Below are 25,258 nucleotides of genomic sequence, written 5' to 3' on the forward strand. Positions count from 1 at the left end.
CCGCGAAGCAGAAGAATGGTCAGGAATCAAAAAAAAGCCACCCCGGCTGTTTCAGCCGGGGTGGCTTTTGCATGCGGAATCAAAGTCTACGCAAAATGCCGCAAGCCCTTGAATCGACTCACGATCAGGCCGCATCATCCACTGCGGCGTCACGCTTCTCGGGCACATAATTGAGAACCGGCCCTAGCCAGCGCTCCACCTCGATCACAGGCATCCCCTTACGCACGGCATAGTCTTCGACCTGGTCGCGCTCGACCTTGGCGACGCCGAAATAATATGAGGACGGATGAGCGATATAGATGCCCGAGACGGATGAGCCCGGCCACATAGCATAGCTTTCCGTGAGCTCGACGCCGGCCGCAGCTTCAGCATCGAGCAGGCGGAAAAGCGTGTCCTTTTCAGTATGATCCGGCTGCGCGGGATAGCCCGGTGCCGGGCGAATGCCGGCATAGGCCTCCGAAAGGAGCTCTTCGCTCGAGAAATTCTCGTCCGCGGCATATCCCCAGAACTCTCGCCTCACCCGCTCATGCATACGCTCCGCAAAAGCTTCGGCAAAGCGGTCGGCAAGCGCCTTGACGAGGATCGACGAATAGTCGTCGTTGGCGCGCTCGAAGCGCTCGGCGATGGCCACCTCCTCGATGCCGGCTGTGACGACGAAGCCGCCCACATAGTCACCCACACCGCTGGAAACCGGCGCCACGAAGTCAGACAAAGCAACATTCGGCCGGCCGTCACGCTTCGACAATTGCTGGCGTAGCGTGAAGAACGTAGCGATCTCCTCACTGCGGCTTTCATCCTTGAACAGCCGGATATCGTCGCCGACCGCACCTGCCGGCCAGAAGCCGATAACCGCGCGCGGGCGGAACCAGTTTTCCGCTATAATCTTCTCCAGCATCGCCTGCGCATCGCTATAGAGCTGCCGCGCCGCGGCTCCCTGCTTCTCGTCCTCAAGAATCGCCGGGAAACGCCCCTTCAGCTCCCACGTCTGGAAGAAAGGCGTCCAGTCGATATATTTCGCGAGCTCGGCAAGATCATAGCTTTCGAACACCTTGGTCCCGAAGAGCTGGGGCTTGACGGGTGTGTAGCTCGACCAGTCCACTTTCTCGGCATTCTCACGCGCTCTTGCGATCGGCAGACGCACCTTCTCAGCCTCGCTGCGGGCATGTGCGGCAGCGACCTTGGAATACTCGGCCCGGACGGTATCGATATAGCCCTGGCGCGCTTCGGGCGACAGCAACGCGGACACGACGCCGACGGCGCGGCTGGCATCCGTGACGTAGACCGTCTGACCACGATGATAGCCGGGATGGATCTTCACCGCCGTATGAACGCGGCTGGTGGTAGCGCCGCCGATCAGCAAGGGAATATCGAAACCCTGTCGCTCCATTTCGGAAGCGACATGCACCATTTCGTCGAGCGACGGTGTGATCAGCCCTGAAAGGCCAATGATATCGACTTTCTCGGCTATCGCCGTCTCCAGAATCTTGGTTGCCGGAACCATGACGCCGAGATCGATGATCTCGTAGTTGTTGCAGGCAAGCACGACGCCGACGATATTCTTACCGATATCGTGCACGTCGCCCTTGACGGTTGCCATCAGCACCTTACCGGCCGACTGTCGTTGTCCGTCGCCACCATTCGCAAGCTTCTCGGCTTCCATATAAGGCAGTAGCACGGCAACCGCCTGCTTCATAACACGGGCGGACTTCACCACTTGCGGCAGGAACATCTTGCCGGAGCCGAAGAGGTCGCCAACGACATTCATCCCGGCCATAAGAGGGCCTTCGATGACATGCAGTGGCCGCGCGGCAGCCAGACGAGCCTCCTCGGTATCGGCTTCGATGTATTCGGTGATGCCGTTGACCAACGCATGTTCGAGCCGCTTTGCCACCGGCCACTCACGCCAGGAAAGATCCTGCGCCTTGGCTTCTTTGGCGCCAGCACCACGAAAACGCTCCGCGATCTCCAAAAGGCGTTCCGTGCTGTCAGGCCGGCGATTAAGCACAACGTCTTCGCACGCTTCCCGCAATTCCAGGTCGATATTGTCATACACCGCAAGCTGACCGGCGTTGACGATACCCATGTCCATTCCCGCCTGGATGGCGTGGTAGAGGAACACGGCATGCATGGCCTCGCGGACGGGTTCATTGCCACGGAATGAGAAGGACAGATTCGAAACACCGCCGGAGATATGGACCAGCGGCATGATCTTACGGATCGTCCGCGTCGCCTCGATGAAGTCGACACCGTAATTATTATGCTCTTCGATACCCGTCGCGACTGCGAAGATGTTCGGATCGAAGATGATATCTTCCGGCGACAGACCCGCCACCTCCGTCAGCAGCTTGTAGGCGCGCGAGCAGATCTCGACCTTGCGCTCGTAGCTGTCTGCCTGTCCCTTCTCATCGAAGGCCATGACGACGACGGCCGCGCCGTACATGCGCATCAATCGCGCCTGCTTGAGGAAGTTCTCTTCGCCCTCTTTCAGGGAGATGGAATTGACGATCGGCTTACCTTGAACGCACTTCAGGCCGGCCTCTATGATCGAAAACTTCGAACTGTCGATCATCACGGGGACGCGAGCGATATCCGGTTCCGCGGCGATGAGGTTCAGGAACTCGACCATGGCCTTTTCGGAATCGATCAGGCCTTCATCCATGTTGATGTCGATAACCTGCGCGCCGTTCTCCACCTGATCGCGAGCGACGGCGAGAGCGGCCGTATAATCGGCATTGGTGATCAGCTTGCGAAACTTCGCCGAGCCGGTGACGTTCGTGCGCTCGCCAACGTTGACGAAGGGAATGTCCTTGGTGAGCTCAAACGGCTCCAGGCCGGAAAGGGACATAAAGGGGCGATGCTCGGCAAGCTTGCGAGGCGGATATTTCGAAACCGTTTCAGCGATCGCAGCGATATGCTCCGGCGTGGAACCGCAGCAACCGCCTACAATGTTGACGAGACCCTCGCGCGCAAACTCCTCGACCTGCGCCGCCATCATCTCGGGCGTTTCATCATACTGACCAAATTCGTTCGGCAGACCGGCATTGGGATAGGCACAGATGAAAGTATCCGCAGCAGCTGAGAGCTCCTGCAAATGCGGCCGCATGGCGTTCGCCCCAAGGGCACAGTTGAGGCCGATTGTGAAGGGACTGGCATGACGGACGGAATTCCAGAACGCCGACGGCGTCTGGCCGGACAGCGTGCGGCCGGAAAGGTCCGTGATCGTGCCTGAAATCATGACCGGCAGATGTATGCCCTTGGCGTCGAAACGCTCCTCGCAGGCAAAGATCGCCGCCTTGGCGTTCAGCGTGTCGAAAATCGTTTCGATCAGGATGATGTCAGCGCCGCCATCGATCAGACCGTCGATCTGTTCGCCGTAAGCCAGACGCAGATCATCGAACGTGACGGCGCGATAGCCAGGGTTGTTGACATCCGGAGAAATGGATGCGGTGCGATTGGTCGGACCGATCGCTCCGGCAACAAAACGGCGCTTCCCATCTTCCCGCTCCGCGCGGATCGCAGCGCGGCGCACGATCTCGGCGCCTTCCTTGTTGAGGTCATAGACCGCGCCCTCCATCTGGTAGTCCGCCTGCGCGATCCTGGTGGACGAGAAGGTGTTGGTCTCCAGGATATCGGCACCGGCCTTGGCGTAACGATAGTGGATCTCTTCGATCGCATCGGGCTGGGTCAGAATGAGGAGGTCGTTATTGCCCTTCTGGTGGCAGGCACAGCCTATGAACCGATGACCCCGAAACTGATCCTCGTCAAATCCAAGGCCCTGGATCTGCGTGCCCATCGCGCCATCCAGTACGAGAATTCGCTCGCTCGCCGCCTTTCGCAAGGCCTCGAATACTTCGCTGCCGTCGCGCTTCGCTGTTTCGGAACCAAAAAGATTGTCAAACATAAGCGAATTCCTCTGGCCTGATTGCGACTCCGCATTCAGATCACATAAAGATATCTTTATGTCAACATATCTACGCTTTAGTTGCCCCTATGGCAAGAACGATGCTTCCTTGGTTCGAGCTCTTCACGAAAAATAAGAGCAGGTCCGCCAATTGCCGATCCGACCATGGACAATGCAACGCCGGCGACACAGTTTGATCCCATTACGCCATGACAGCGACCATGGGCAGCGCTATAGGCATCAGGAAAGAATCCAAGGAGGACGGCATGAATATACAGGTTGAACCGGCAACGCTCGGGAACTGGAGCACGCGCGCTTATCATCGGCGCTGGCTGCTCGACCAGGCGGACGCCCTTTTCGATTTCTTCCAATATCAAGCCGTCAATCCTCAAGGCGGATTCTATGATATGGACAATGCCGGCAAGCCGCTGGATGCGGTCAATCCCGTGCGCGGTATCCACTCGACGGCCCGCATGGTGCATTGCTTCTCGATTGGCTCGCTACTCGGTCGTCCCGGCGCAAACGAGATTGTCGACCACGGAATGAATTATCTGTGGAACCGTCATCGCGATACGAAGTGCGGCGGTTACGTCTGGTCGCTGAACAATGATGGACCCGTTGATTCCAGCAAGCAGGGCTATGGCCATGCATTCGTGCTGCTCGCGGCGTCTTCCGCCAAAACGATCGGACACCCGCTGGCCGATGGCATGCTCGCCGATGTCACGGAAATTCTGAATACGAAGTTCTGGGAAGTAAAGCACGGGGCAATCGCCGAGGAGTTCAATCAGGATTGGTCGCTGATCGATGGCGGTACCTATCGCGGCCAGAACTCCAACATGCATCTGACGGAAGCGCTGATGGCGGCCTTCGAGGCCACCGGCGAAAAAGCTTATCTGGAAAAGGCTGAAAGCATCGCCGATCTCGTCATTCGCCGGTCGGCCGGATCCGTCGGCTGGCGTGTCGCCGAGCATTTCAACGCCGATTGGGTGCTGGACAAGAATTATCGCGGCAACGAGATGTTCCGCCCATCCGGTACGACGCCGGGGCACTGGCTGGAATGGGCGCGTCTCATCCTGCAGCTTTGGTCGCTGGGAGAAAAGCGGCACGATTGGATGCCGGAAGCGGCCAAGGGCCTCTTCTCGCAATCCATGTCACTGGGATGGGACGATGAGAAGAGCGGCTTCTTCTACACGCTTGACTGGGAAGACGTTCCCGCAAAGCGCAACAAGCTGTGGTGGCCAGCCTGCGAAGGCGCCGGCGCCGCTCATTACCTGAACGAGCATGATGCCAGCGATTTCCATGAAGAAAGCTATCGCAAGATTTGGAGCGTGATCGGCCGATCTTTCATAGATCGCGCCAATGGCGGCTGGCATGAGGAACTGACGGAAGACCTCATTCCGGCCCATACGCTGTTCCCAGGAAAGGGCGACATCTATCATGCCTTGCAAGCATGCTTGATCCCCCTCTTCCCGGCAACTGGCAGCCTGACCAAGGTCATCGCCGAAGCCGGCGGAAAAATCTGAAATCGTGGGGGCGCCGGCTTCGAACCGGCGCCCCCACAATTTTCTCACGCGAGGCTGAGACTGCGAAGTTCGTGGCCGAGCGTCAGCGCCAGAGCTTCTACAACAAGATTGTGATCTTCGCGCTGAGGAAGGCCCGAAACTGTCACGGCACCAATACAGCCCGTGCCATTGACAAAAATCGGGAAGCTGCCGCCGGATGCGGCGTAATCGGCGCTTGAAAGCCCATTGTCCTCGATCGTTTTTTCCTGCTGCTGCAAACGCAATGTACTGGCGTAGCTGCTGCGGAAATAGCGCAACACCATGTTGCGTTTCCGGCGTATCCAGTTTGAATTGTCGGGCGTCGAGCCGGGCAAGGCTATATAGAAAACCGGCATCGAGTGGAGTGTGATGTCTATTGCGACGCCGAGGTTGCGCTCGCTAGCCAAGTCACGCAGCAGCTTGCCGAGCACCCAGGCGGTTGAAACGTCGAAAGCGTCGAAACGCAGCGTCTCTTCCTGCAGTGCGATACGTGTGAGGTCCTGGTCGATCGTCATGAAAACTTTCCCTAGAAATGGATCAGCCTATCAAACGCCGGGAGAGTGATTTGTCCATCTATCTCTTCGGTATTTCGAAACCAAGCTGCCATTTCCGGCCGATCGAGAGGTCGTACTCATCCGGCTCGAACGCTTCGAACCCACCTCCGGGATAGAAGGTCAATTCGCCCACCCGGACCCACTCCGCCGATGCGTAGAGATCGACGCGGACGAAATCGATATCGCAAGCGACCGTTTCCGCCACATGGATCATTTCATCGAGCCGTGGCGGACGCACCGCTTCGCCCGGATAAAGGCCGAGATAGTCCCGGTCGTAGAACGGCAACTTCTGCCAGTCGGGCGTATAGTTGCAGGAATAGCCTCTGCCATTCTCACGTATGTCGATCTCGATATGCGAAACCTTGCCGTTAAACGTAAAGAGCCGGTAGTCCCAGGGAACTCGGCCGTCGACGAGCAGCATGCTTTCTATAAGAATGCGCGGCTCCACCTGGCTGTAAGCCCACTCTCGGTTATAGGAGGAATGATCGATCGCCAGCCATTCGGCGGAGGGATTGCTGCTGAGGAGCCGATCGACATCGGCCTCTCCGTAGAGAAATCGTCCCACGCCGCTCGCATGGGTCGGCTTGACGACCGCCGGCAAGGCGATCGCCGACCAATCGACCGAAGCCAGGTCGGTCCCCACCCAAAGCGTGGGGATGACATACTGGCTGCCGACCTTTTCTGCGATCAGCGCTTTCGCAGCGGCCTTGTCCACAAGACGCGGAAAGAGAGGATTGTGATCGTATAGTTTTCGCGCCTGCACCTTTTCGGTGAAGGTCTGAGGTGAGGTCAGATTGGGGAACCTGCCGCGAATGGTACGATACTTCAAAGCACAATAGGGCCCATCCGGCAAAGGTGACATAAAGCGCCACAAAAGATTGCGCATCCGCTCGCGCAGTCCCTTCTTCAGATATCCCGGAATGAGAAATCCATCCCGCTCAGCAGCTCGGTCTGTCATAGCGGCCATCTCGAATTTCAACCATAACGCAAGTGAAAACTATCAGCCGGCTTTTAACACAAGGTTATGCGTCAGCCTTCAAGATAGACGGCCATGAGCGCGTCCGTATCCAATCTTCTTAAAAGCTCGCTGATCAGCATGGCAGCGACATTCATATCTCTGGCCGCAGGCTTCGCGAGCAGTATCATCGCAGCTCGTCTGCTGGGTCCAGCAGGTTCTGGCAAGGTCGCTTATGCACTATGGGTTGTAACATCAGCCGCCGCACTGGCGGACATGGGCCTGCCTCAGACCTTGCTGCGCAATGCAGGCAGCCTCTCGGGCGACGGCAATGCATGGAAAGCACTCGTCGGCAGCGCATTGCGCAGCTTTTTCATTTCGGTCTGCATGGTGGGTGCCGCCATTCTTCTGTTTGCCGCAATCACTTACGCTCACCGCGACGCACGCCATGCCTGGTTCTGGCTGGTTACCGGGGTTCTCTTCCTGAGCTATGCCTTCTACGTTTTCTCGACGGCCGTGGCTCGCGGAAGAAATCAATTCGGTCAAACGGCTCGCACCACCCTTCTGGGCGGCGCGATGCAAGTTCCGCTTGTCTTCGCCGGAGCATGGTTGCTGGGCCCGACAGGGGCATTGATCGGCTACGTCGCCCGCTACTTACCGCAAGCACTGAAATTGCGCAGCTACATCGATCCGACGACAAAACGCTCGCAAGGCACTCTGACGCCGGAAATGCTGCGCTACGGCCGTTACATGTGGTTCAGCGACCTCATCGAGATTCTTGTCCTTTCCCGTATCGAATTTCTCTTTCTCGGCGTTTTTCTCTCTCCGACCAGCATCGGTTACTTCGCCGCGGGCCTCGGTCTGGCCGGTCTCATCGAACAGATCATGCTCCAGATCTCGCCGGCATTGATTGTCGGCTTCACCGAGGCACACACACGAAATGACCAGCAGGCGCTTGATGCTGCCTATGCTCGCGTTATCCGCATAGTCGCCTTGGTCATGCTGCCGATCAGCCTGGGTGGAGCAACCATCATGCCCGAGCTTTTGCCGCTGATTTTCGGCGATGTTTTCGAGCCTGCGGTTCCTGCGGCGGCCACCCTGCTTGCCTTTGTCTGGCTCGCAGGTCTCTCTGTGATCCCATGGGGTATAATCGGCGCTTCGGGACGAAGCGCTGTTTTGCTTCGGGTACAAATCGCAAGCGGCGTATCGACAATATTCCTGCTGACCATCTTCGTTCCCCTGCTAGGCCTCGAAGGCGCCGCTCTTGCTCGGGCAACGATCGTCACGCTCACGTTCATCTTACTGGGCTGGATGGCCCGAAGACATGTCCGAGTGGTGGTCCCCATCGCAGTATTGGCAAAAACGATGCTTGCCGCACTTCTTTGCGCAGGTGCCGCAGGCATCGCGGTCTATAGTCTCGATGGACCGGCCGCGCTTGCAAGCGCCATCCCAGCCGGAGCAATCGCCTATATCCTGGCAATCCGCTTTCTGCGCCTGGTCACGCCCGAGGATATTCGGATCCTGATGGATACGGCCGGACAGAAGCTGCCCGGAGCATCACGTCCGATCGCCAATCGGTTACTGAATTTTCTAGCGCCGGGCTGAGCGGGTCACTGCGTTTCGAAGGCGGCCGCCAAGGTTTGGCGCGCAACCGCATCCCACGTCATTATCCCATCCCGGAAAGCGGCAGAACGCCGCATCGCCAAAGCCGCATCGATCTTTTCTCGCCACGCAGTCTCTCCGTCAAGGCGATAAGCAATGCCGTTGGCTCGGGCGAAGGGAACAAGATCAGGCAACAGGATCGGCAGGCCACAATAGCTGTATTGCGCAAGCTTCAAACTCGATTCCGCGAGATAGACCTCATCTGCCGTGAGGCGATAGGGAGCAATACCGAAGTCCGCATGTTGCAGATAAGGAACGATGCTTTCGAAGTCCCGTTCACCATAGATCGTCACGTTTGGCTGCGCCCAACCATTCCATGCGGCGCCGAAAACGTGGAAATTTACGTCCGGAGCAGCCGCCGCCATGGCGGCGACCGAAGCCTGATCAAAGAGCATGTTGCCGATGGAAACAGCATTGCGACTGCCGGATCGATATGGCGACGGCTGCTCGCGATCAAATAACGCGGCGTCAACGCCTTGAGGAATGACCCGAACACGTCCTCCCGGTGGGAGCAGCGCACCCAACCGTTTCGAAGGAACGCAGACGGCATCGAAACGTCCGATCTGGTCGGCTTGAATATGCTGGAGCACGGGTGCGGCCCCTATGCTGCGCAGCAGGTCACGGCAAAAATACAAAGTGCGTGCCGCCGAATTAAGCTTTTTGACCTTGTTGAAGAAGGCGAGCGCGGAGCCGCTCTCAATCAGTACCAGATCTGCATCTGCAACGGCGCGCCGCGCAAAATGCGGAAGATAGCGGCCATAAAGCCGAAAGAGTATCGCATTTGCTGCATTCAGAAAGCGATTGCCGGAACTGAACGCATGCAATGGCGGGAGGTAGGCACCCGCTCTCAGGTTGGTCGCTACGGTCTGGAACCGGTTCCCTTGATCTTGGTACAAGGCACGAAAGCGTGGACGATCCTTGAGCAAGGTCAGCCAACTGTGCCCTATGGTGACAAAATCGACTTCATGTCCCTGCTCGGCCCAACGAGATGCGATAAAGTGGATCGACGCTTTGCGATAGCCGCGCAGAAATGCATGCGAGGTCAGAATAACGATCTTTCGCGGTCGCTCGATGCCACTTGTGGCCAGCTCCGATTTCCCGTTTGCCAAACGCAGTCCCCAACAGCAACCCTCGGTCGGTTCAATTCATGACCGACATCAGAACGTCGATGCGGTCGCGGCAGCGGACAATCATGTCCGGGGCGCTAATCGCCGCAACCAAAGCCCGATCTTCGAGGATAAGAACCACAGAGCGTCTAACATGCGGTTAAAGTTGCAGCATCAATCAGCACATTATTAGGTTGCATTCATTGGATTTGACCGGGATCGACGTGAGGGCCATCGATGTGGTTTAGGCCACTTTGCCTCCGCTTGCTTAGATGAAGCGAACAGGTCATTGATAGGGCTCTATAATGTCCCGCCAGAGGAATGCTCAGCATGAACGCAAAATACGCACTGCCCGCCATTCTGGCCTGCACCTGCGCAGCAACACCAACTCTGGCGGACAATCCGGCGCAACTGGTACTGCGGGACGGCTTCGATGGTACGGATTTTGCACCATCCGGGCACCTCTATTATCGAGACAACTTTGAGCAAAAAGCAGGGACGGTCGAATTTCAATCGGAAGTAAAGCGCACCGGTACCGGAGCGCTGAAGCTGAGCGTCAAGCCATTCTGCCCGCCGGGTAAAGCAAATTGCAGCGAGAGAGCAGAAATCTGGGAGCGCACCAAATATCGCGTGCCCTACGATCAGGGAGTTTGGTACGGCTTTGCCGTGAAGTTCGCCGATCCCATTCCTTCCGGCGATCACCGCTATCTCATTGCACAGTGGAAACGGGAGATCGGGCCGAACGCAAAAGGCGACTTCAGTCCCTTCCTGGCACTGAGACTCAACAACGGTAAGCTCTTCGCAACGGTTGAAACCAACTATGTTGCGCCCATCAAGAAACAAGAGGCTGGAAGCGACAACAAGGCCTGCCACGACGGCGAAACGCCGGTCTGGTTCCGTCAGGACACCAATCAAATGCGTGCATTGGTCGCCACAGATGGCAATTGGGCTGAAAGCGACGGCGAAGAATTTACCGGATGCACGGATGCAATAAAAGTAGTCGATCGCGGCAACAAGCTGCCGACGCCAGCATCGGGATGGATAGATTTTGCCATCTACAGCAAGCCCGGCCCGGATGGGTCAGGTCACATTGAAATATTCGCCAACAATAAATGGATTGTTACCGTAACCGGCCACATTGGACACGCAGACAGTGGACTAGGAAAGAATCAATATTTCAAATTCGGCCCCTATCGCGCAGCCGACACCACGGTATGGACGCTATACTATGACGATTTTCGTCGCTCGCCCTATTGTGCCGATGTGTTGTCGGATACCACCCTTTGCCCGATGAAATAAGAGGCAACCAGACCCGGCCATCGCTGCCAATAGAGTAAGAGGCAAGTCTGCGAGCATTTTTTTACAGTGAGACTGAACTTTTTTCCGTCTCAATAGTTATCCTTTTTCGTGAAGGAGGCGACCGAAATGCTTACGACCCATCGCGATTGCAAACAGCATGTGAAGAGGAATGCAATACCGTCACTCGGTGAGATCGAGGGCCGAGTTGCCGTTCTGGAGATCGTAGCTCAATCTGCGCTGACGCACGTCTTCGATGAAGGTGAAGTCGACATCGACACGGTTCTATTGGCACAGATTCGTCGCGCGATGCATCACAAGTGCAGAGAGCTGAAGCTCGACGGAGAAGACACGGCGTCGGCACTTTCATATGCCGAGGAGCTGATTGAGGCCGCGGTCAAGGCGTCTCTTCCCGTTCACCAATGATGCCTTCTGGGCCAAGGCTCGCCTTATCCCTTCTGGTGGCGCTGGCAATTATGCTCGGCGCCCTGCTGTTTGTTGACCCGCACGACAGAAAAGACGGCTTCACACATCCGGCTCAGACCGAGAAGCATCGAGTCCTGCAGTGATGTGCCGAAACGAACTGCTGTTACATTAAGATACAGGCACCCACTCCCTGTCAGGCGACGTTAACGTCCCGCGATGAACGCGGTTGCAAATTTCCAAAACCAAAGCAGTGTTCGCTTTAACCCACCCGGGTCAGCTCCAACAATGAATGGTGTAGCGAATGTCTATGATGGTCAACGCGCCGCTTTATCCCGATGACATTGATGTCCTCGCAGGCGCTCTTTTCGCCTGGTGCGCCGAGCGCAGCATAAGATTGCACAGTCAGGAAGGCCTGTCGGCGGCCAACGTGGCTATCGATCTCTACGATGCCGGCTATCAAACACAAGATCAGCTTCTGGGCGCTTTGCATGCCTATGAATCTCATTGAGGATCAAGGCTAGGCAGCCCGTTTTCGGATTCGTAAAACCATGGCACCACTCTGCCAACCGAAGCGCGGCTTCGGTTGTTGTTGTGGAACGCTCTGACTATGGCGCCACATCCCTTAGAACATTCGCGATGCAGTCCCGCTCTTCAAGTATGCCGGACCATTCGTCCTGATGGTATGTCGAGTCATAAATCAGGGTGAAAGGGCCGCCATAGCCGGCTGCCCTGGAAAGCACGACGCAACGGGTATAGTCCTCTGCGTCGAGACCGGTCACTGAATAATGCCCCTTTGCATGGCAAAGCTCGGCGCGACCCATGATCTTTGCGAGGTCGTCGTATTTGTCGGCGCCCTCCCAATTGCCAAAGTCCCCGTTGAGACCGACTTTGCCATCCAATGCATCCAGAATTCGATGAACCTCTGCTGGTCCCGGCAAGAGGGCAAACCAGTTTTCTATGACGAGACGGATCCCTGCCTCAGCGGCGAATTCGGCCAGCCGGCGCAGATGATCCTCCGCCAAGGTCAGAGCAGCATCTGTTGGCCGAGCTTTCCCGGCTATCACGCGCATGTTTTCTGCTCCAAGAGCCACGGCAACATCGATCCAGCCGGCCATCCATTCGGCATCGCGCTGGCCCGTTTCAGGATTGCTGAGATCCCCGTCTTCGACCAGCAGCGTCTGAACTTTCACGCCAGCTTTTTCAGCAGCCTTGCGAAAATCGGCAAGATAATCCGGAAGGAGACTCGGCAAATGAAAGGAACAGATCTCGAGCCGAAACACGCCATGATCGGCACATTGCCGCGGCACGTCGATCAGTTCGATTGTGCCCTCACCGTAAGTCGGTTGACGGGCGGGATGCGAACGATCGCCGGGCTTATAAGGATAGGTGGAGCCGAGCGCGCGATGCAATGACCACGTTGAAACCGCAAAACGATCCGATAGATCAACCATAGGGCTTTCCCATTCTTACTGGCCGCAAAAGATAACCAAGACATAGGCTCGCTTACGGCGAGATCAACCGAAAACATCCAATGGATTGCATCTCTTGGTCGTATTCCGATCAGCGCATTCAAGTGATAAGCCGTCACGGCATTTCATGGCCGCCTTTGACCCATCTGGAGATGGCATCGAAGACCAGATCGGCAATCCACATTGCGCACACTCCTACAACGAAAGCCGTCGCGTTCATGGCGGCCACATCCTTCTGTGGTAGAGGCCAGTTGACGGCTCGCAGGTAAAAGAGCGCGGGCTCGGTCAGGTAAGTTGCAGCAAGCGCGCCACAGATCGGCGATGCAACGATCTCGCGCATCGTATATCGGCGCCTGGAAAGGCCGCGTAAAATCCCGCCGGAGAGGCCAGCGATGACGACTCCGACTTTGATGCCCAATGCATCCAGAAATTCGTGTATCGTCATCGTTTTACTCGATCAATGTCTCGGATTTTGAAATGCTGCGGCCCGATTTACCTAGGCTTGCAGCCGGTAAAATGGTCTCATCGGTCTACGGGCGGCTGTGGCTTTATCAAACCGGCAACACCATCGCGCATGATGTTGACGACGATTTTTATCGTACTCAGAACTGCAACGCCGGCGGCGGCATAGCCTGGGCCGATAAAAGATTGCGAACATTCCAGCGAGCCGTCGGCAAGTTGTGTGCAACCCGTTGCGAGAAGGACCGCAATCATCAGCGCCGATAGGGCGATCAGAACATTCAACATATTGTGCAGGGTGTTTGTATTGAACATAGATTTCCCTTTTAAGTAGAATTAAGCTATCCGCCGACACGATGCCGCCGAAACTCTGAGTTCTTGGGATCTGGGCGCGCTGGGTATCGGCTGTATCTTCGGTAGTCCGACCCCAGGCAAATCTATCGGGCGTGCTCGATCGCTGCCGCAAACTTCTTGGCAAAGCCGGCGATATCGACGGCGCGATCCGTGCTATTGATAATGCGACGCGCGCCAATCCAGTCGGAACCGATAGCACTGAAGTAATCGGCAAGCTTTTTGCCGGTAAAGCGGCCGTTGATCATGCCATCGAAAAGGATGTCGATCGCTTTGCGCGGATCAAGAGCCATATCCGGATCATCGACGATGCCGTATTTGGCGTAATTGTCTCGCCCGGTTATCTGCACAAGACCACGACCACGATAGCGCCAACCGTCACCGCTGGCTTCATCGCCGTTTCCCATACGGTTTGCATAGGCGCGGTTGGCAATCCGCTGCGGCTGACGAGAATAAGCAGCAGCCTGCTCGATATTGAAATACTTTCCGAATGTTGCTCGGAGGCCGGCCGCCGAATAGTTCAAATTTTCCGAGACGGCACACATGGTATTGTCCGTCTCGTGATAGACAGTTGCCAACATGTAAGCCAGCCAGCGAGGATCGAAGGAGGTCATCTCCCATCCGGCAAGGATTGCCTCCATACCGTTGACCTGCTTTGTCGACAGGCGCCCGCCAAATAATGACGGGCGCACCGTCGCGAAGAATTTCGCGTGGTCCATGTCCTTTATTCCGATTCCAATGATAGAATTTATACTGCAGAACGCGGATGGGACGCTTAGCGCAAACATCATCCGTTGAAGCCGGCTGCCCTCATGACCAAGCCCGATTTGGCTTTCACATTGGCCTCCGCCCAGGTGAAGAGCGGCGCCGGGGCCCAGGCCTATCGAACCGACTCACTCACCTGTTGCTCCGAGTCGTCGGCTCGAGGCGTTTCTGATTCATCGACCTTGCCGGGGGATGCAACCGCGCGCAATTGGGCCTCCTTCTCGGCAAGTTGTTCGGCAAGGCGATCAACCGCCTTGGCGTAAACCTCGACCTCGCCTTGGAGTAACTCGACCTGCTTCTTGAGAGAATTCGCATAGGTAGACATTCATGGCTCCTTAGACAGTCGATGCCATCGCATCGCCGGACGGCCAGGCGAAGGCGTCGATTTCGGCCGTGGTGGTGATGGTGCCGGCGACGATCCGGCTGTTGACTTCGCCCTCGGCGGCGAAAGCCGCCTGGACATGCGCGCCGACCGCATTGGCGATCGCGGTCATCTGCGCTGCCGTCAGCTCGACAAAGCCGGCCGCAGTCTTGAACTTCACCGTCACCTCCGGGTTCGCCTGCACATAGTTGTAGGCTCCGGTGATCAGCGATTGGCTTCCCCGATCGGTCATGACGGACATGCCATTGATGACGATGCCGCCCGTCTCGACGGCATAGCGTTTGGACGCGGCGTAGGCATAGAGATCGACGGGTGCCGGTTCCGGAGACCAGCCGGCGACGACGGCCAGAAGGCTTGACGGCGTTTCCGGCCAATCCTCGGTCGAGCCGACCAGGCCCGCTTCCTTGTTGTTGAGCTGATCGAGAATGGCCTCCTTGTCCGCAGCATCCAGTCCGGATGTGATCTTGGCGGCGAGCGCAAGCCAGAAGTCCGGCACATTGTAGATCTGCTGTCGGCCAAGCCAGAAGGCGGCGCAAGCCATCCAGCGATCGGCCTTGCTCTCCGATCGAGCCGCAAGCAGCGCCTCGACCATCGGTTCATACATGCTGTCTATGCGATACATGGTAGTCCTTTCCTTCGTTAGGCTTGGGCAAAAGTACGCACGGCCCGCCAATCGATGACGGTGGCGGCGCGGATTTCGGGGGCGGTTTTGGCGGCGGCAAGGGCGGCATTCGCCGATCGGCGGATCGCTTCGATCATCTGCGAGCCGACTTTCCAATGCTGGTCGCGCGTTAGAATTTCGGCCGCTTTCTCGAAACGGCTAACGCCATCTTCGGCTGCCTCGGCCGCGATGTGAGGCGTCTCGCCCTCCGGCACATTGTGGTAGTCGGCTGCAATCCGCTGCGCCTCGGCAAGCTTCACGGCATAGACCGCTTCCTGACCCGGCGTGAGCGTGATGAAGAGAGCGCGGGCCTGGCTGACCTGATGGTCTATGTCGGCCTGCGCCTGGATGCGTTCCCGGGTGGGATCGGCGAGCACGTTAAACTGCATGAATGGTCACCTCGAAATTGAAGAACGCGGCCGGGGCGATGAAGGAAAACCGGTGATCATCGGGAACGTCGGTCGTAAACTCGAAGACATTGTCTTCGATAGCGACGATCGCACCGGCGTGAACGACCGAAGTGCCGGCGGGCATAGGAAAGCGCACCTTTTCCACGCCATCGGCCTGGACGGTGAATTCGGTGATATCGAGCGCGACCGCCTTAGGGGTAATGACGCCATCGAGCACGTAGGAAGTTGCGTCGATATCCAGCCGATACTGCGCCTCGGGCACCTCCATGACCGCGTAACCGTCACCGAACAGAGCGGCCAGCTTGGGAAGGGTATCCCGGTCACAATGCCCGCTTTGACGGACACGGCCGTCGGTGGCGAAAATGATGTAATGGACGATTGTCGATGTCACGGCGTCACCTCTTGAACGCGGTTGCGATAATGTTGCTTTCGTTCCAGGCAATCGTGTTGTTGGGGCAGTAAATTTGCAGGGTGTAGACGTGGTACCCGGCACCCGGCGCATCATAGAGGGCGGGTACGGAAACGAGGCCTGCGGTATAGGTTGTCTGGGTTACGCCGCCACCACCGCCACCGCCACCACTGCTCGTCACGACGGTCTGAACGACCCCGAGATAGTAGGTCTGGCTGAAGATCGCCGTTCCATCGCGGAAGATGTTACAGCCTATTGGTTGGGCATTCTGCGACCCACCGTTCTGATTGTATTGACCGATCGTCATGGCGTTGATCATGACGCGACCGTCGCCAGCAACAGTGATTCCCGCAGCCGCCAGATTGACGGTCTGATTTGCACTAATAGTTTGGCCGCCAGCATTTCGGCCGGCGGTCATAGCCGTAACCGCACCACCCTGAATATTGCTAGTGCCAACCTGGAGCGTGCCGATGACGGCCGAGCTGATATTGACCGCACCGAGGTTGGCGGTGATTGCGTCCAGGCTGTTGACCGACATCTTATTGGCGGTGATCGAACCATCCACGATAAGCTCCGCCGAGACAGCTCGACGCATGACCGGATTCGACCAGTAGCAGGAGCTGCCGGTACCAGCTGTCTTGACCACCTGAAGGAGCATGGCGAGCTTTGAGACGCCGCTCGCAACAGTGTATCGCCCCTGCAGCCGCACCCAGCCGTTCTTCGTCGTCGTGCTCGTCACTGCCGCATAGGCGACAGTCCCGCTCGGCGTCATCGTTATCGCCGTGACCTGGGCCATGTTCGCATCGGCATTCTTCACCCAGACGTCGAAGGCGTAGACATCCCCCGGCGTGACCGCGACGAAGTTCGAGCGTGCGCAATCTCGGCCGAGCGACTGCAGAACGTAGCCTGCAGCATCTCCAGCGGTGGCGTCGTTAGCGAAGCTCTGGACGTTCTGTGTGGTCCAGCCGTCGAGCGTCCCTGTCTGCCAGCCGTTGTCCGCCATGTTCGAGAAGTCGGTGAGAACAAGCTGCTTGGCGGTGATGGCATTCGCGGCAATCTGATCTGCGCCGATCGTGTTGGCGGCGAGCTTATCACCGGTGATCGTGCCGCCCGCGATCGTCGTCGCGGTGACCGCCCCGGCCGAAATCGTTCCGGCAGTCACAGCATTGGCGGCGATCTTGCCGGCCGTCACGGCATTCGCCGCAATCTTATCGGCCGTGACCGCGTTAGAAGCGATGTCGGTGGCGGTCACTGCTCCCGCAGCCAGCGCATCCGTCGTCACTGAACCTGAGGCAAGCTTGTCCGTCGTGATGGCACCAGCAGCGATCTGTGAGGCAGAAACCGCGCCAGCTGCGATCGTGCCGGCCGTGACCGCGCTCGCGGCAAGCTCATTGGCGGTGACCGCGCCGGCTGCGAGTTTGGCAGTCGTGACAGCACCGGCCGCCAGCTGGGTTGCCGTGATGGCGCTCGCTGCAATCTGCGCTGCCGTCAGAGTGCCGGCCGCAATATTGCCCGCCGTAATCGTGGTGGCAGCAATATTCGTGCCGGTGATCGTGCCATCGACAACCAGGCTACCGGTGCCCTTGCGCTGGCAGGAAACGAAACCGATCTGATAGCTACCGCCTGTAAAAGCTGCGACCGGATTAAAGTCGATCCTCGCGTAAACCGCGTTCGCGGGAGCCGTGGCACTAACCCTGTACTCGGTATAGCTCATGCCAACGGTGGTCGGAATCACGACGTTCGGCGTGCCTATGTTTGTCGTCTTGTCGGCGGCTAGGAAGTGAACACGGCCATAAATGCCGGCACTCGGGGCGTCGGTTGCCTTGGCGACGACTTGGAGAAGATATTGCTCCCCCGGAACCACAGGGAAGATGTTGTCGCTGGCTAGAAATACGCCGGCCGCCCCAATAGGAATGTTAGCGTAATAATTGCCGACATAGGCGTTGGCGCTGTCGTTGACGATGGTAACGCCAGCAGCCTTCACCCAGCCGACGTCGCCTTCGCCGAAGTTCGGGTTTTCGACACGGTTCGTAAAGTCACCCAGAACCATTTTGTTGGCGGTAATGGTGCCGTCAACGATCAGATTGGCGGTGGCTTTCCGCAGGAAACTAAAGCCGCCGATCGACACGTTCCCATCGGTGTAGTCGCGATGAATATAGCCTTTGAGGACCGCGCCGTAGGCGCTGCTCGGAGGGATGATGCTCGCCGAGAACGACTGAACGCCATCTATGGTGCCCCCACCCGCCGTTCCGTAAGAGGTGATCGTCAGATACGTATCGGGGTTAAGGAGGTTGCCGTTGGCATCGAGCCAATAGACGCGCAACCACAGACCGAATTTCGAGCCAGAGGTTCTGATCGCCTGCGCGGATGCAAAATACTCCTGCCCGGACACAACGGCGAAGGGCTGGCTCGTGAGGATCTGGACGTAACTGGCACCTGCCACGTAGGTGTAGTCTAACGATCCCTTCGACGTGAATGCCTGGGTTGTCGCCGGGTTGATAACGCTGTTGTTCAGCGACGACCAGGACGCGGCACTTTGCAACTGGTTATCAGGGATCAGGTTCTCCCAATCCTGAATGACCAGGCTCTTCGCCGTGACAGCGCCAGCGGCAAGCTGGGTCACAGAGATAGCGCCAGCAGCGATCTGACCGGCCGTGATGGTGTTCGCGGCGATTTGGGTTGCCGTGACCGCGCCGGCCGCAATCTTCGCCGTCGTGACCGCATTGGCAGCGAGAGCGTCAGTGGTGATTGCACCTGCAGCGATGGAAGCAGCGGTGACGGCATTCGCCGCGATCTTGGCGGCGGCGATAGCGCCATCGACAATGAGGCTGCCCGCGTTGCGCCGCTGGCAGGAGACGAAACCGATCTGGTAGCTGCCGGTTGTGATCGCGCTGCTGTTCGTCGCGAAATCGACCCAGGCATAGACCGCACCTGCAGGGACCGACGAACTGACATTATACTCTGCGTAGGTCGCAGCACCGTTAGCCGGGATGGTAACAGCACCCGTTCCGACCAACGTCGATTTATCCGCTTGCGTGTAACGGATGCGGAGCGAGATCGCCACATTCGGAGCACCTGTCACTTTCGCGAAAGCCTGCAAAAAGTATTGCTCGCCCGCAATGACTGGGAAGATATTGATATTTCGCGAGACGATGCCGTTAATGCCGGCACCCACATTGAGATAGCATATCCCGACGTAGGCGCTTGCCGGATCGTTAACGATGGAGGAAGCCGCCGTTATAGTCCAAGAACCGTTACCCTCACCAAAGTTCGGATTCTCGCACCGGTTCGTGAAGTCGGCCAAAACCATCTTGTCGGCGGTGATGGTGTTCGCAGCGATCTGGGTGGCACCGATGGCCCCTGCTGCGATCTGACCGGCCGTAATGGTGTTTGCGGCAATCTGTGCTGCGGTTACAGAGCCGGCCGCGATTTTGCCGGTGGTGATCGCATTGGCGGCGATCTCGTTCGCGGTCACAGCTCCAGCAGCGAGGGCGACCGTTGTCACAGAATTCGCAGCCAGGGAGTTGGCGGTGATGCCGCCATCAACAATCAGGCTGGCCGCATTCGCCCGACGCAGCACAACACGGTCGATATCGACATAAAGCGCCGTAGTCTGAGTGTTGTGATTATAGAATTGGACGCGGCAGAAGTCGGCCCCTGCCGGAATAGCGATCTTGGTCGAGTATATCGTCCAGTCCGTCGCCATCGCGACGTTGCCTCGAACGTCTATATATTGAGGAGACGCAAGAGCGACCTTGTTGCCGTCATACCAACCCACACGGAAGTAGAAGCCAGCCGTCGCAGCAGCGTCCGATCTCCAAGCAGTCTCGCAATAGAGACTTTCTCCCGCGACCACCGGCATATAGTCGATCATCTGGACGTTGACCGAAGTGGCACCAGCTGCGGCCTTGGAGAGCCGCATGTAGTTCGCTCCGGTCAATGCAGTCGCTGGATCGCTTACAAGCGAGACAGATCCTGTTCCGCTAAATGCCCAATAGGCCGACAGTACCGTGGCCGTATCTTCCCAGCGACCGTTGGGGACGAGGTTCTCGAAATCCTGCAACAGAAGGCTCTTCGCGGTGACCGCACCCGCCGCGATGTTCGTGGCGGCGACGGCGTTCGCGGCGATCTTCCCAGCCGTGACGGCGTTCGCGGCAAGCTCATTGGCGGTGACCGCGCCGGCAGAGAGCTTCGCCGTCGTAACAGCGCCGGCCGCGATCTGTGTCGCGCCGATCGCGCCGGCCGAAATCTGACCAGCCGTGATCGTGTTCGTGGCAATCTGCGTTGCCGTGACGGCACCCGCAGCGATGGCATTCGTGGTCACTGCCCCAGCCGAGATCGCCGCCGCAACAACGGCGCCGGCCGCGATCTTGGCGGCAATGACGGAATTGGCGGCCAGTTCGTTCGCGGTGACAGCGCCAGCCGCGAGCTTCGGCGTCGAGATCGCGCCATCCGTGATTTGCGTGCTGGTGATTTGGCCGGTGACCTTGGCGGCTGCGATCGCACCAATCTGCGCGTCGGTTAGCTGACCGGTGATGTCGGTCGCAGGCGTGGCCGACGTCCAGGCAGCGCCGGTGTACCGATAGAGCTTGTCGTCCGTGGTCAGGTAGACGGTGCGCCCCTCGACGTTGCCCGTCGTTGGCAGCGCGGCAACGATCTCGATCGGCCGGATGCCGCTGGCGAATTTCGTGGTCGACACGGCCGCATCGGCGATCTTCGCCGCCGTGACCGAGGCGTCGGCAAGCTTGGTGGCATCCACCGCTAACGCGGCGAGCTTCGAATTCGTGATGGCCGCGTCGGCAATCTGCGAGGAGACCAGCGTGCCAGTGACCTTCGCAGCGGCGACGGCCGCGATCTGCGCATCCGTCAACTGACCGGTGATGTCGGTCGAAGGCGTGGCCGACGTCCAGGCGCTGCCGGTATAGCGATAGAGCTTGTCGTCGGTGGTCAGGTAGACCATCCGCCCTTCGACGTTGCCCGTCGTCGGCAGCGTGGCGACGATCTCGACCGGCCGGATGCCGGAAGCGAATTTCGCTGTGGTAATCGCTGCGTCCGCAATCTGAGAGGAGACCAGCGCGCCGGTGACCTTGGCGGCGGCGACGGCCGCGATTTGGGCATCCGTCATCTGCCCGGTCACATCGGCCGCCGCAGTGGTCGAGATCCAGGCGCTTCCGGTGTAGCGATAGAGTTTGTCGTCGGCGGTCAGATAAACCGTGCGACCTTCGCTGTTTCCGGTCGTCGGCAGCGACGATACGATTTCAACGGGCCGGATACCGGAGGCGAACTTGGTCGCATCGATAGCGGCCGCAGCAACTTTCGCCGACGTGATCGCGGCGTCCGCGATCTGCGAGGAAACCAGCGTGCCGGTGACCTTGGTGGCGGCAACAGCATCAATCTGGGCGTCGGTCAGCGTGCCGTTGATATCGACCGAGGCAACAGTCGCCGTCCATGCGCCATTGTGATAGCGGTAAAGCTTGCCATCCGTTGTGAGATAAACCTGCCGGCCTTCGACGTTGGCGGTCGCCGGTAGAGCGGAGACGATTTCGACGGCCTTGATGCTGCTTGCTAGGCTGGTGGCGTCCACGGCACCCTGGGCAAGTTTCGTGGCCGTGACAGCACCATCGGCCAACTTGGCGGAGATCACAGCGCCACTAGCCAGCACATCGGCCGTAACGGCCGCCACCTCAAGCTTGGCGGTTGAAACGGCCTGGTCGGCAAGCTTCAGATTGGTGACGGCGTCATCCATGATCTTCGCGGCCGTCACGGCAGCATCGGCAATCTTCGAAGCGATGATTGCGCCGTCGAGGACGTCGCCCGCCTGAATGAGAACATTCGGTGTCTTGACGGTCAACCACGCCGACCAATCCGTTGCCCGATGGGATCTAGCGAGATAGCGACCGCGCGCTTCATAATTGGTATTGGCCAACGTCCATTGACCGGACAGCACCCACGAATAGGGAGAAGCATAGGGATTGCTGTCACTGTCGAAAACAACGTCGCCGGTATCCTTGAGACGCACCTGCACCCAAACGCCTCTCACGTCGTCGAGATCCGGCGCACAGCTGATCTTGATCGCCGGACGGCGATCAATGCCGCCGGAGTCCTTGATCGTCGCGGGCTCCACGGTCCAGCCGATCATCGGCTGCGACGGGGGCGTGATCGGGCCGAGCCAGCCGATAGCGGTCGGCAACTGCATATCCGGATGCCAGTCGTAGTCAGCCGGATCGACTTCCTTCAGCGTGACGACGATGAGGAAATTGGGCTGCGGCTCCACTTTCACGACAAGGAATTTCTTCTCGTCATAGCCGTTGCGAACCGAAGACCAGGAAACGACATCGTTCGGCTCCAGCGGATAAGCGTCCGGCGGCAGCGATACCTGGTGCACGCGAAAGCGGCGATAATCCTGGATCATCGCCAGGCCGACGCGCTGCACCTGATTGGCGAAAGGGACGGCCAGCAACTGGATCTGCGCCGGCAGGCGTCGATTGCCATCCTGCACCTCGAGATCGGCGTTGTAGCGGCCGGGCGCATCCTTGGTCGCCCACTTTTCGGCCGGCTCGGGATATGTGACCTCGATGGCGTTGTAGGTCGCAGACAGCGAGGGAAACGGTTGAAAACTCTGCTCTTCGGTAACGACAATGTCGTCATCCGAGAAGGAATAGACCGCCGCGCCCGGCGTACCCACCAGCATCTTGAAGATACCGCCAACTTCGGCCATGCGGCCGTTGCAGCCTTTCAACAGTTCCGAAACGGCATCGAGCGGCTCCTGGTCGCACTGAACGTCATAGCCGGCCCGGAACGCCGGTTCGCTGGTGCCGTCGCCGAGCTGGACGGATGCGTTGCAGGCATTGGCCGCCGCCATCCAGTTCGTTGCCGGCAGGCAGAAGGCGCCGATGTTCTGGCCGCCATAGACCCATTCCGATCCGTAATAGACGCCTCTGGCAAGGTTGTAGATCATGACCGCCGGGTTGGTGCTGGGCTGCCATGTCGACGGATCGGCCCACCGCTGCGCGCCGTTGCCGCCAACCGAGGAATCCTTGCGGACGTCGTACAGCGGCAGCGGATGCGGCTCGAAAAGGCCGGAGGGCACGCCGGAAAACAGATCGGTGTTGTAGCGCGAGGTGAGGACGACGACCTGGCAACCGCGGCCGATCATGGTTGGTTTCCAGGGACGTTCGGCATGGCTGCCGAATTTGGCGATCAGGAAGGGATCGGGGCTCGTTTGCGTGCCGTCGAGGAACTTGATCCAGAGATAGTCCTTGCCGTTGGCGCGATATTGCAGCACCGGAAAGCCGCGGCCGTCGGGATGCGGCTCTTCCCAGAGGACGCCGACCTTCTGGTCGTCGATCCAGACGCTGGTCAGGCCGCGCTCGCCGGCGCGATTGGGCAGGCTGCCGATCTCGATGACATCGGTGAAATAGGCATTCGGCGTCTTGCCGTCGTCTCCCCAGGTGCCGGCATATTTGCGCTTGCCGGCGGTCGCGTAGCTGCCGATGATGAAGGACATCGCATGATCGTCCCCCATGCTGATCTCGAGCTTGGTTCCGGCCGGCTGCGGCTGGTCCTTCTTCGCCAGCGCCTTTTCGACCAAAGACAGGCCGATATTGATGGCCACGGTCAGCACCAGTTTGCCGATGATGCCGATCGAACTGACAAATTGCGATATCGCGGCAATCGCCAGACTGATCGGCTCGGCATGCGCCACATCCGCCATCAGCCAGAAGCCGAGGACGTTCAGAAGCAGGATGAGATATTTCATGGATCGGACGACCTCGATTGGCGCATGGGAAAGGGTCGTCGCGGCAAAGCCGCGCCGAAATGTCACCGGTCAGAGATAAATGGATTGATGGCGTACTGCCCGGTCAGCCGACCTTGAAGGCCCGCTTGGCGTCGAGCAGATCGACGGTTCCAAGCCCGCTCTCGCGCAGCACGAAGATGCGCTCGCCATTGACGACGCCGAGGGCATAGCCGAAGGGGCCTTCATGTGGGATCGCGGCGATATCGCCGATGTGGGCTTCGCTCGGATGGATCTCGGGCAACATGCCGGCGGCCAGATCGGCGAGATTGTCGAAGCCCGCCGCCTTCATCGTCTTCAGAGCGCCGGCGGCGGTCGAATATTCGCCGCGAAACTGGGCGGCGCAATCGACGCCGGTGATCGCCAGCACCAGATTGCCGGCAAGGCCCGGGCCGCAATCATGGCTGCCCCAGGCAAAGGGCGTGCGCTTCAGCCGATCGACCTCGGCGACGAAGCGGGCACGCCAGTTCTTGACCCTGACAAGATCGCTGTTCATTTCTGCCCCCAGGGAATCTGCCAATTGGCGACGGTGCTGGAATAAAGGCCGAACTCGTCGCCGCTGCGGCGTTTCTGGCCTTCGTAGGAGGATTTGGCCGGGTTGGTGCGCTCCAGCATGGCGATGGCGGCGGAGATGGCGGATATTTCGATATCCCCATCCTGCCCCACGGCCGGCGTCTTTACCGGCGCGCCATCGGCAATGCCGAGAAAGGCGATTTCCGGCGCCGCGCTCGGCAGGCGCGTGCCGGTATCGAACGACATGTCGTGGATTTCGATCGGCGCCAGCCGCAGATCGTAGCCGCGCACGAGCTGCTGCACGGCGGGCGCGATCTGGCCGATGGTGATGGTTACGGTCTGGATCGTCAGATCGGCGGTGCGCGGGATCGGGCTCACCTGCAGATTGAGGCCACCGTAATAGGTCCGCGCCTCCGGCAGACCGGTGACGCCGGAGGTAACCGTGATGTTGATGTCGTCATCGCCGGTCCAGAGGCCGATCGAGGCTGGCCCGCCGGTGGCGAGATCCTTGCCGGTGATCCAGACGAAACGACGGGGCACGAGCCCCTTGTCGCGCGCGCCGGTCAGCGCCGCGAAGAAGGCGGAGGTGATGTTTTTCATCGT

The 25,258-nt window shown here is 58.8% G+C and carries 20 protein-coding genes; 5 read left to right on the top strand and 15 right to left on the bottom strand.

Going from position 1 to position 25,258, the window contains the following annotated elements; genetic code table 11:
• Positions 1-124: 124 nt before the first annotated feature.
• Positions 125-3,901, bottom strand: coding sequence for a methionine synthase (metH, locus tag GR212_RS17115; RefSeq protein ID WP_163987784.1), 3,777 nt, complete (start codon positions 3,899-3,901; stop codon positions 125-127).
• 266 nt (positions 3,902-4,167) lie between these two features.
• Between metH and GR212_RS17120 the strand changes: the two genes are divergently transcribed.
• Complete coding sequence (locus GR212_RS17120) at positions 4,168-5,424, top strand: AGE family epimerase/isomerase (RefSeq protein ID WP_163987785.1); 1,257 nt, start codon at positions 4,168-4,170, stop codon at positions 5,422-5,424.
• Between the two features lie 44 nt (positions 5,425-5,468).
• On the opposite strand, the gene GR212_RS17125 is transcribed toward GR212_RS17120, so the two are convergent.
• Both GR212_RS17125 and GR212_RS17130 read right to left on the bottom strand, forming a co-directional pair.
• On the bottom strand, positions 5,469-5,957 hold the full coding sequence (locus GR212_RS17125; RefSeq protein WP_163987786.1) for a heme-degrading domain-containing protein: 489 nt from the start codon (positions 5,955-5,957) through the stop codon (positions 5,469-5,471).
• A 58-nt stretch (positions 5,958-6,015) separates the two neighbouring features.
• Positions 6,016-6,954, bottom strand: a complete 939-nt coding sequence (locus GR212_RS17130) for an ATP-grasp fold amidoligase family protein (RefSeq protein ID WP_163987787.1) — start codon at positions 6,952-6,954, stop codon at positions 6,016-6,018.
• A gap of 93 nt (positions 6,955-7,047) precedes the next feature.
• On the opposite strand from GR212_RS17130, the gene GR212_RS17135 reads away from it, so the two are divergent.
• The gene (locus GR212_RS17135) at positions 7,048-8,556 is read left to right on the top strand and encodes an oligosaccharide flippase family protein (protein WP_163987788.1); all 1,509 of its coding nucleotides are present in this window, start codon (positions 7,048-7,050) and stop codon (positions 8,554-8,556) included.
• Positions 8,557-8,561: 5 nt separating this feature from the next.
• On the opposite strand, the gene GR212_RS17140 is transcribed toward GR212_RS17135, so the two are convergent.
• Entirely contained in the window at positions 8,562-9,722 is a 1,161-nt protein-coding gene (locus GR212_RS17140; protein ID WP_204326632.1) for a polysaccharide biosynthesis protein GumK, read from the bottom strand.
• Positions 9,723-10,049: 327 nt separating this feature from the next.
• On the opposite strand from GR212_RS17140, the gene GR212_RS17145 reads away from it, so the two are divergent.
• The 3 genes from GR212_RS17145 to GR212_RS17155 all read left to right on the top strand — a co-directional run bounded on the left by GR212_RS17145 (position 10,050) and on the right by GR212_RS17155 (position 11,949).
• Positions 10,050-11,018: a polysaccharide lyase gene (locus tag GR212_RS17145; protein WP_163987789.1), complete on the top strand. Its 969-nt coding sequence runs from the start codon at positions 10,050-10,052 to the stop codon at positions 11,016-11,018.
• A gap of 126 nt (positions 11,019-11,144) precedes the next feature.
• Positions 11,145-11,441, top strand: a complete 297-nt coding sequence (locus GR212_RS17150) for a hypothetical protein (protein ID WP_163987790.1) — start codon at positions 11,145-11,147, stop codon at positions 11,439-11,441.
• Between the two features lie 301 nt (positions 11,442-11,742).
• A complete protein-coding gene (locus GR212_RS17155; protein ID WP_163987791.1) occupies positions 11,743-11,949 on the top strand; it encodes a hypothetical protein in 207 nt (68 codons plus the stop codon).
• Between the two features lie 97 nt (positions 11,950-12,046).
• Here GR212_RS17155 and GR212_RS17160 read toward each other — a convergent pair whose 3' ends face one another.
• From GR212_RS17160 to GR212_RS17210, 11 genes are all read right to left on the bottom strand, one after another.
• A complete protein-coding gene (locus GR212_RS17160) occupies positions 12,047-12,892 on the bottom strand; it encodes a sugar phosphate isomerase/epimerase family protein (RefSeq protein WP_163987792.1) in 846 nt (281 codons plus the stop codon).
• A 133-nt stretch (positions 12,893-13,025) separates the two neighbouring features.
• The gene (locus tag GR212_RS17165) at positions 13,026-13,355 is read right to left on the bottom strand and encodes a hypothetical protein (RefSeq protein ID WP_163987793.1); all 330 of its coding nucleotides are present in this window, start codon (positions 13,353-13,355) and stop codon (positions 13,026-13,028) included.
• A gap of 77 nt (positions 13,356-13,432) precedes the next feature.
• Positions 13,433-13,684, bottom strand: a complete 252-nt coding sequence (locus tag GR212_RS17170; RefSeq protein WP_163987794.1) for a hypothetical protein — start codon at positions 13,682-13,684, stop codon at positions 13,433-13,435.
• Between the two features lie 122 nt (positions 13,685-13,806).
• A complete protein-coding gene (locus GR212_RS17175; RefSeq protein ID WP_163987795.1) occupies positions 13,807-14,439 on the bottom strand; it encodes a hypothetical protein in 633 nt (210 codons plus the stop codon).
• Positions 14,440-14,600: 161 nt separating this feature from the next.
• Complete coding sequence (locus tag GR212_RS17180) at positions 14,601-14,810, bottom strand: hypothetical protein (protein WP_163987796.1); 210 nt, start codon at positions 14,808-14,810, stop codon at positions 14,601-14,603.
• A gap of 10 nt (positions 14,811-14,820) precedes the next feature.
• Positions 14,821-15,489: a DUF4376 domain-containing protein gene (locus tag GR212_RS17185; RefSeq protein ID WP_163987797.1), complete on the bottom strand. Its 669-nt coding sequence runs from the start codon at positions 15,487-15,489 to the stop codon at positions 14,821-14,823.
• Positions 15,490-15,506: 17 nt separating this feature from the next.
• The gene (locus tag GR212_RS17190; RefSeq protein WP_163987798.1) at positions 15,507-15,917 is read right to left on the bottom strand and encodes a hypothetical protein; all 411 of its coding nucleotides are present in this window, start codon (positions 15,915-15,917) and stop codon (positions 15,507-15,509) included.
• Positions 15,907-16,329, bottom strand: a complete 423-nt coding sequence (locus GR212_RS17195) for a hypothetical protein (RefSeq protein WP_163987799.1) — start codon at positions 16,327-16,329, stop codon at positions 15,907-15,909. The genes GR212_RS17190 and GR212_RS17195 overlap by 11 nt, the downstream gene beginning before the upstream one ends.
• A 4-nt stretch (positions 16,330-16,333) precedes the next feature.
• Positions 16,334-24,106 carry a hypothetical protein gene (locus GR212_RS17200; protein WP_163987761.1) on the bottom strand — a complete coding sequence of 2,591 codons (7,773 nt, stop codon included), beginning with the start codon at positions 24,104-24,106 and terminating at the stop codon, positions 16,334-16,336.
• Between the two features lie 103 nt (positions 24,107-24,209).
• Entirely contained in the window at positions 24,210-24,638 is a 429-nt protein-coding gene (locus tag GR212_RS17205; RefSeq protein ID WP_163987800.1) for a DUF6950 family protein, read from the bottom strand.
• Complete coding sequence (locus tag GR212_RS17210) at positions 24,635-25,255, bottom strand: hypothetical protein (protein ID WP_163987801.1); 621 nt, start codon at positions 25,253-25,255, stop codon at positions 24,635-24,637. The genes GR212_RS17205 and GR212_RS17210 overlap by 4 nt, the downstream gene beginning before the upstream one ends.
• Positions 25,256-25,258: the final 3 nt, after the last annotated feature.

Origin of the sequence: Martinezella lusitana, assembly GCF_010668395.1 — a bacterium.
Taxonomy (GTDB): Bacteria; Pseudomonadota; Alphaproteobacteria; order Rhizobiales; family Rhizobiaceae; genus Rhizobium; species Rhizobium lusitanum_A.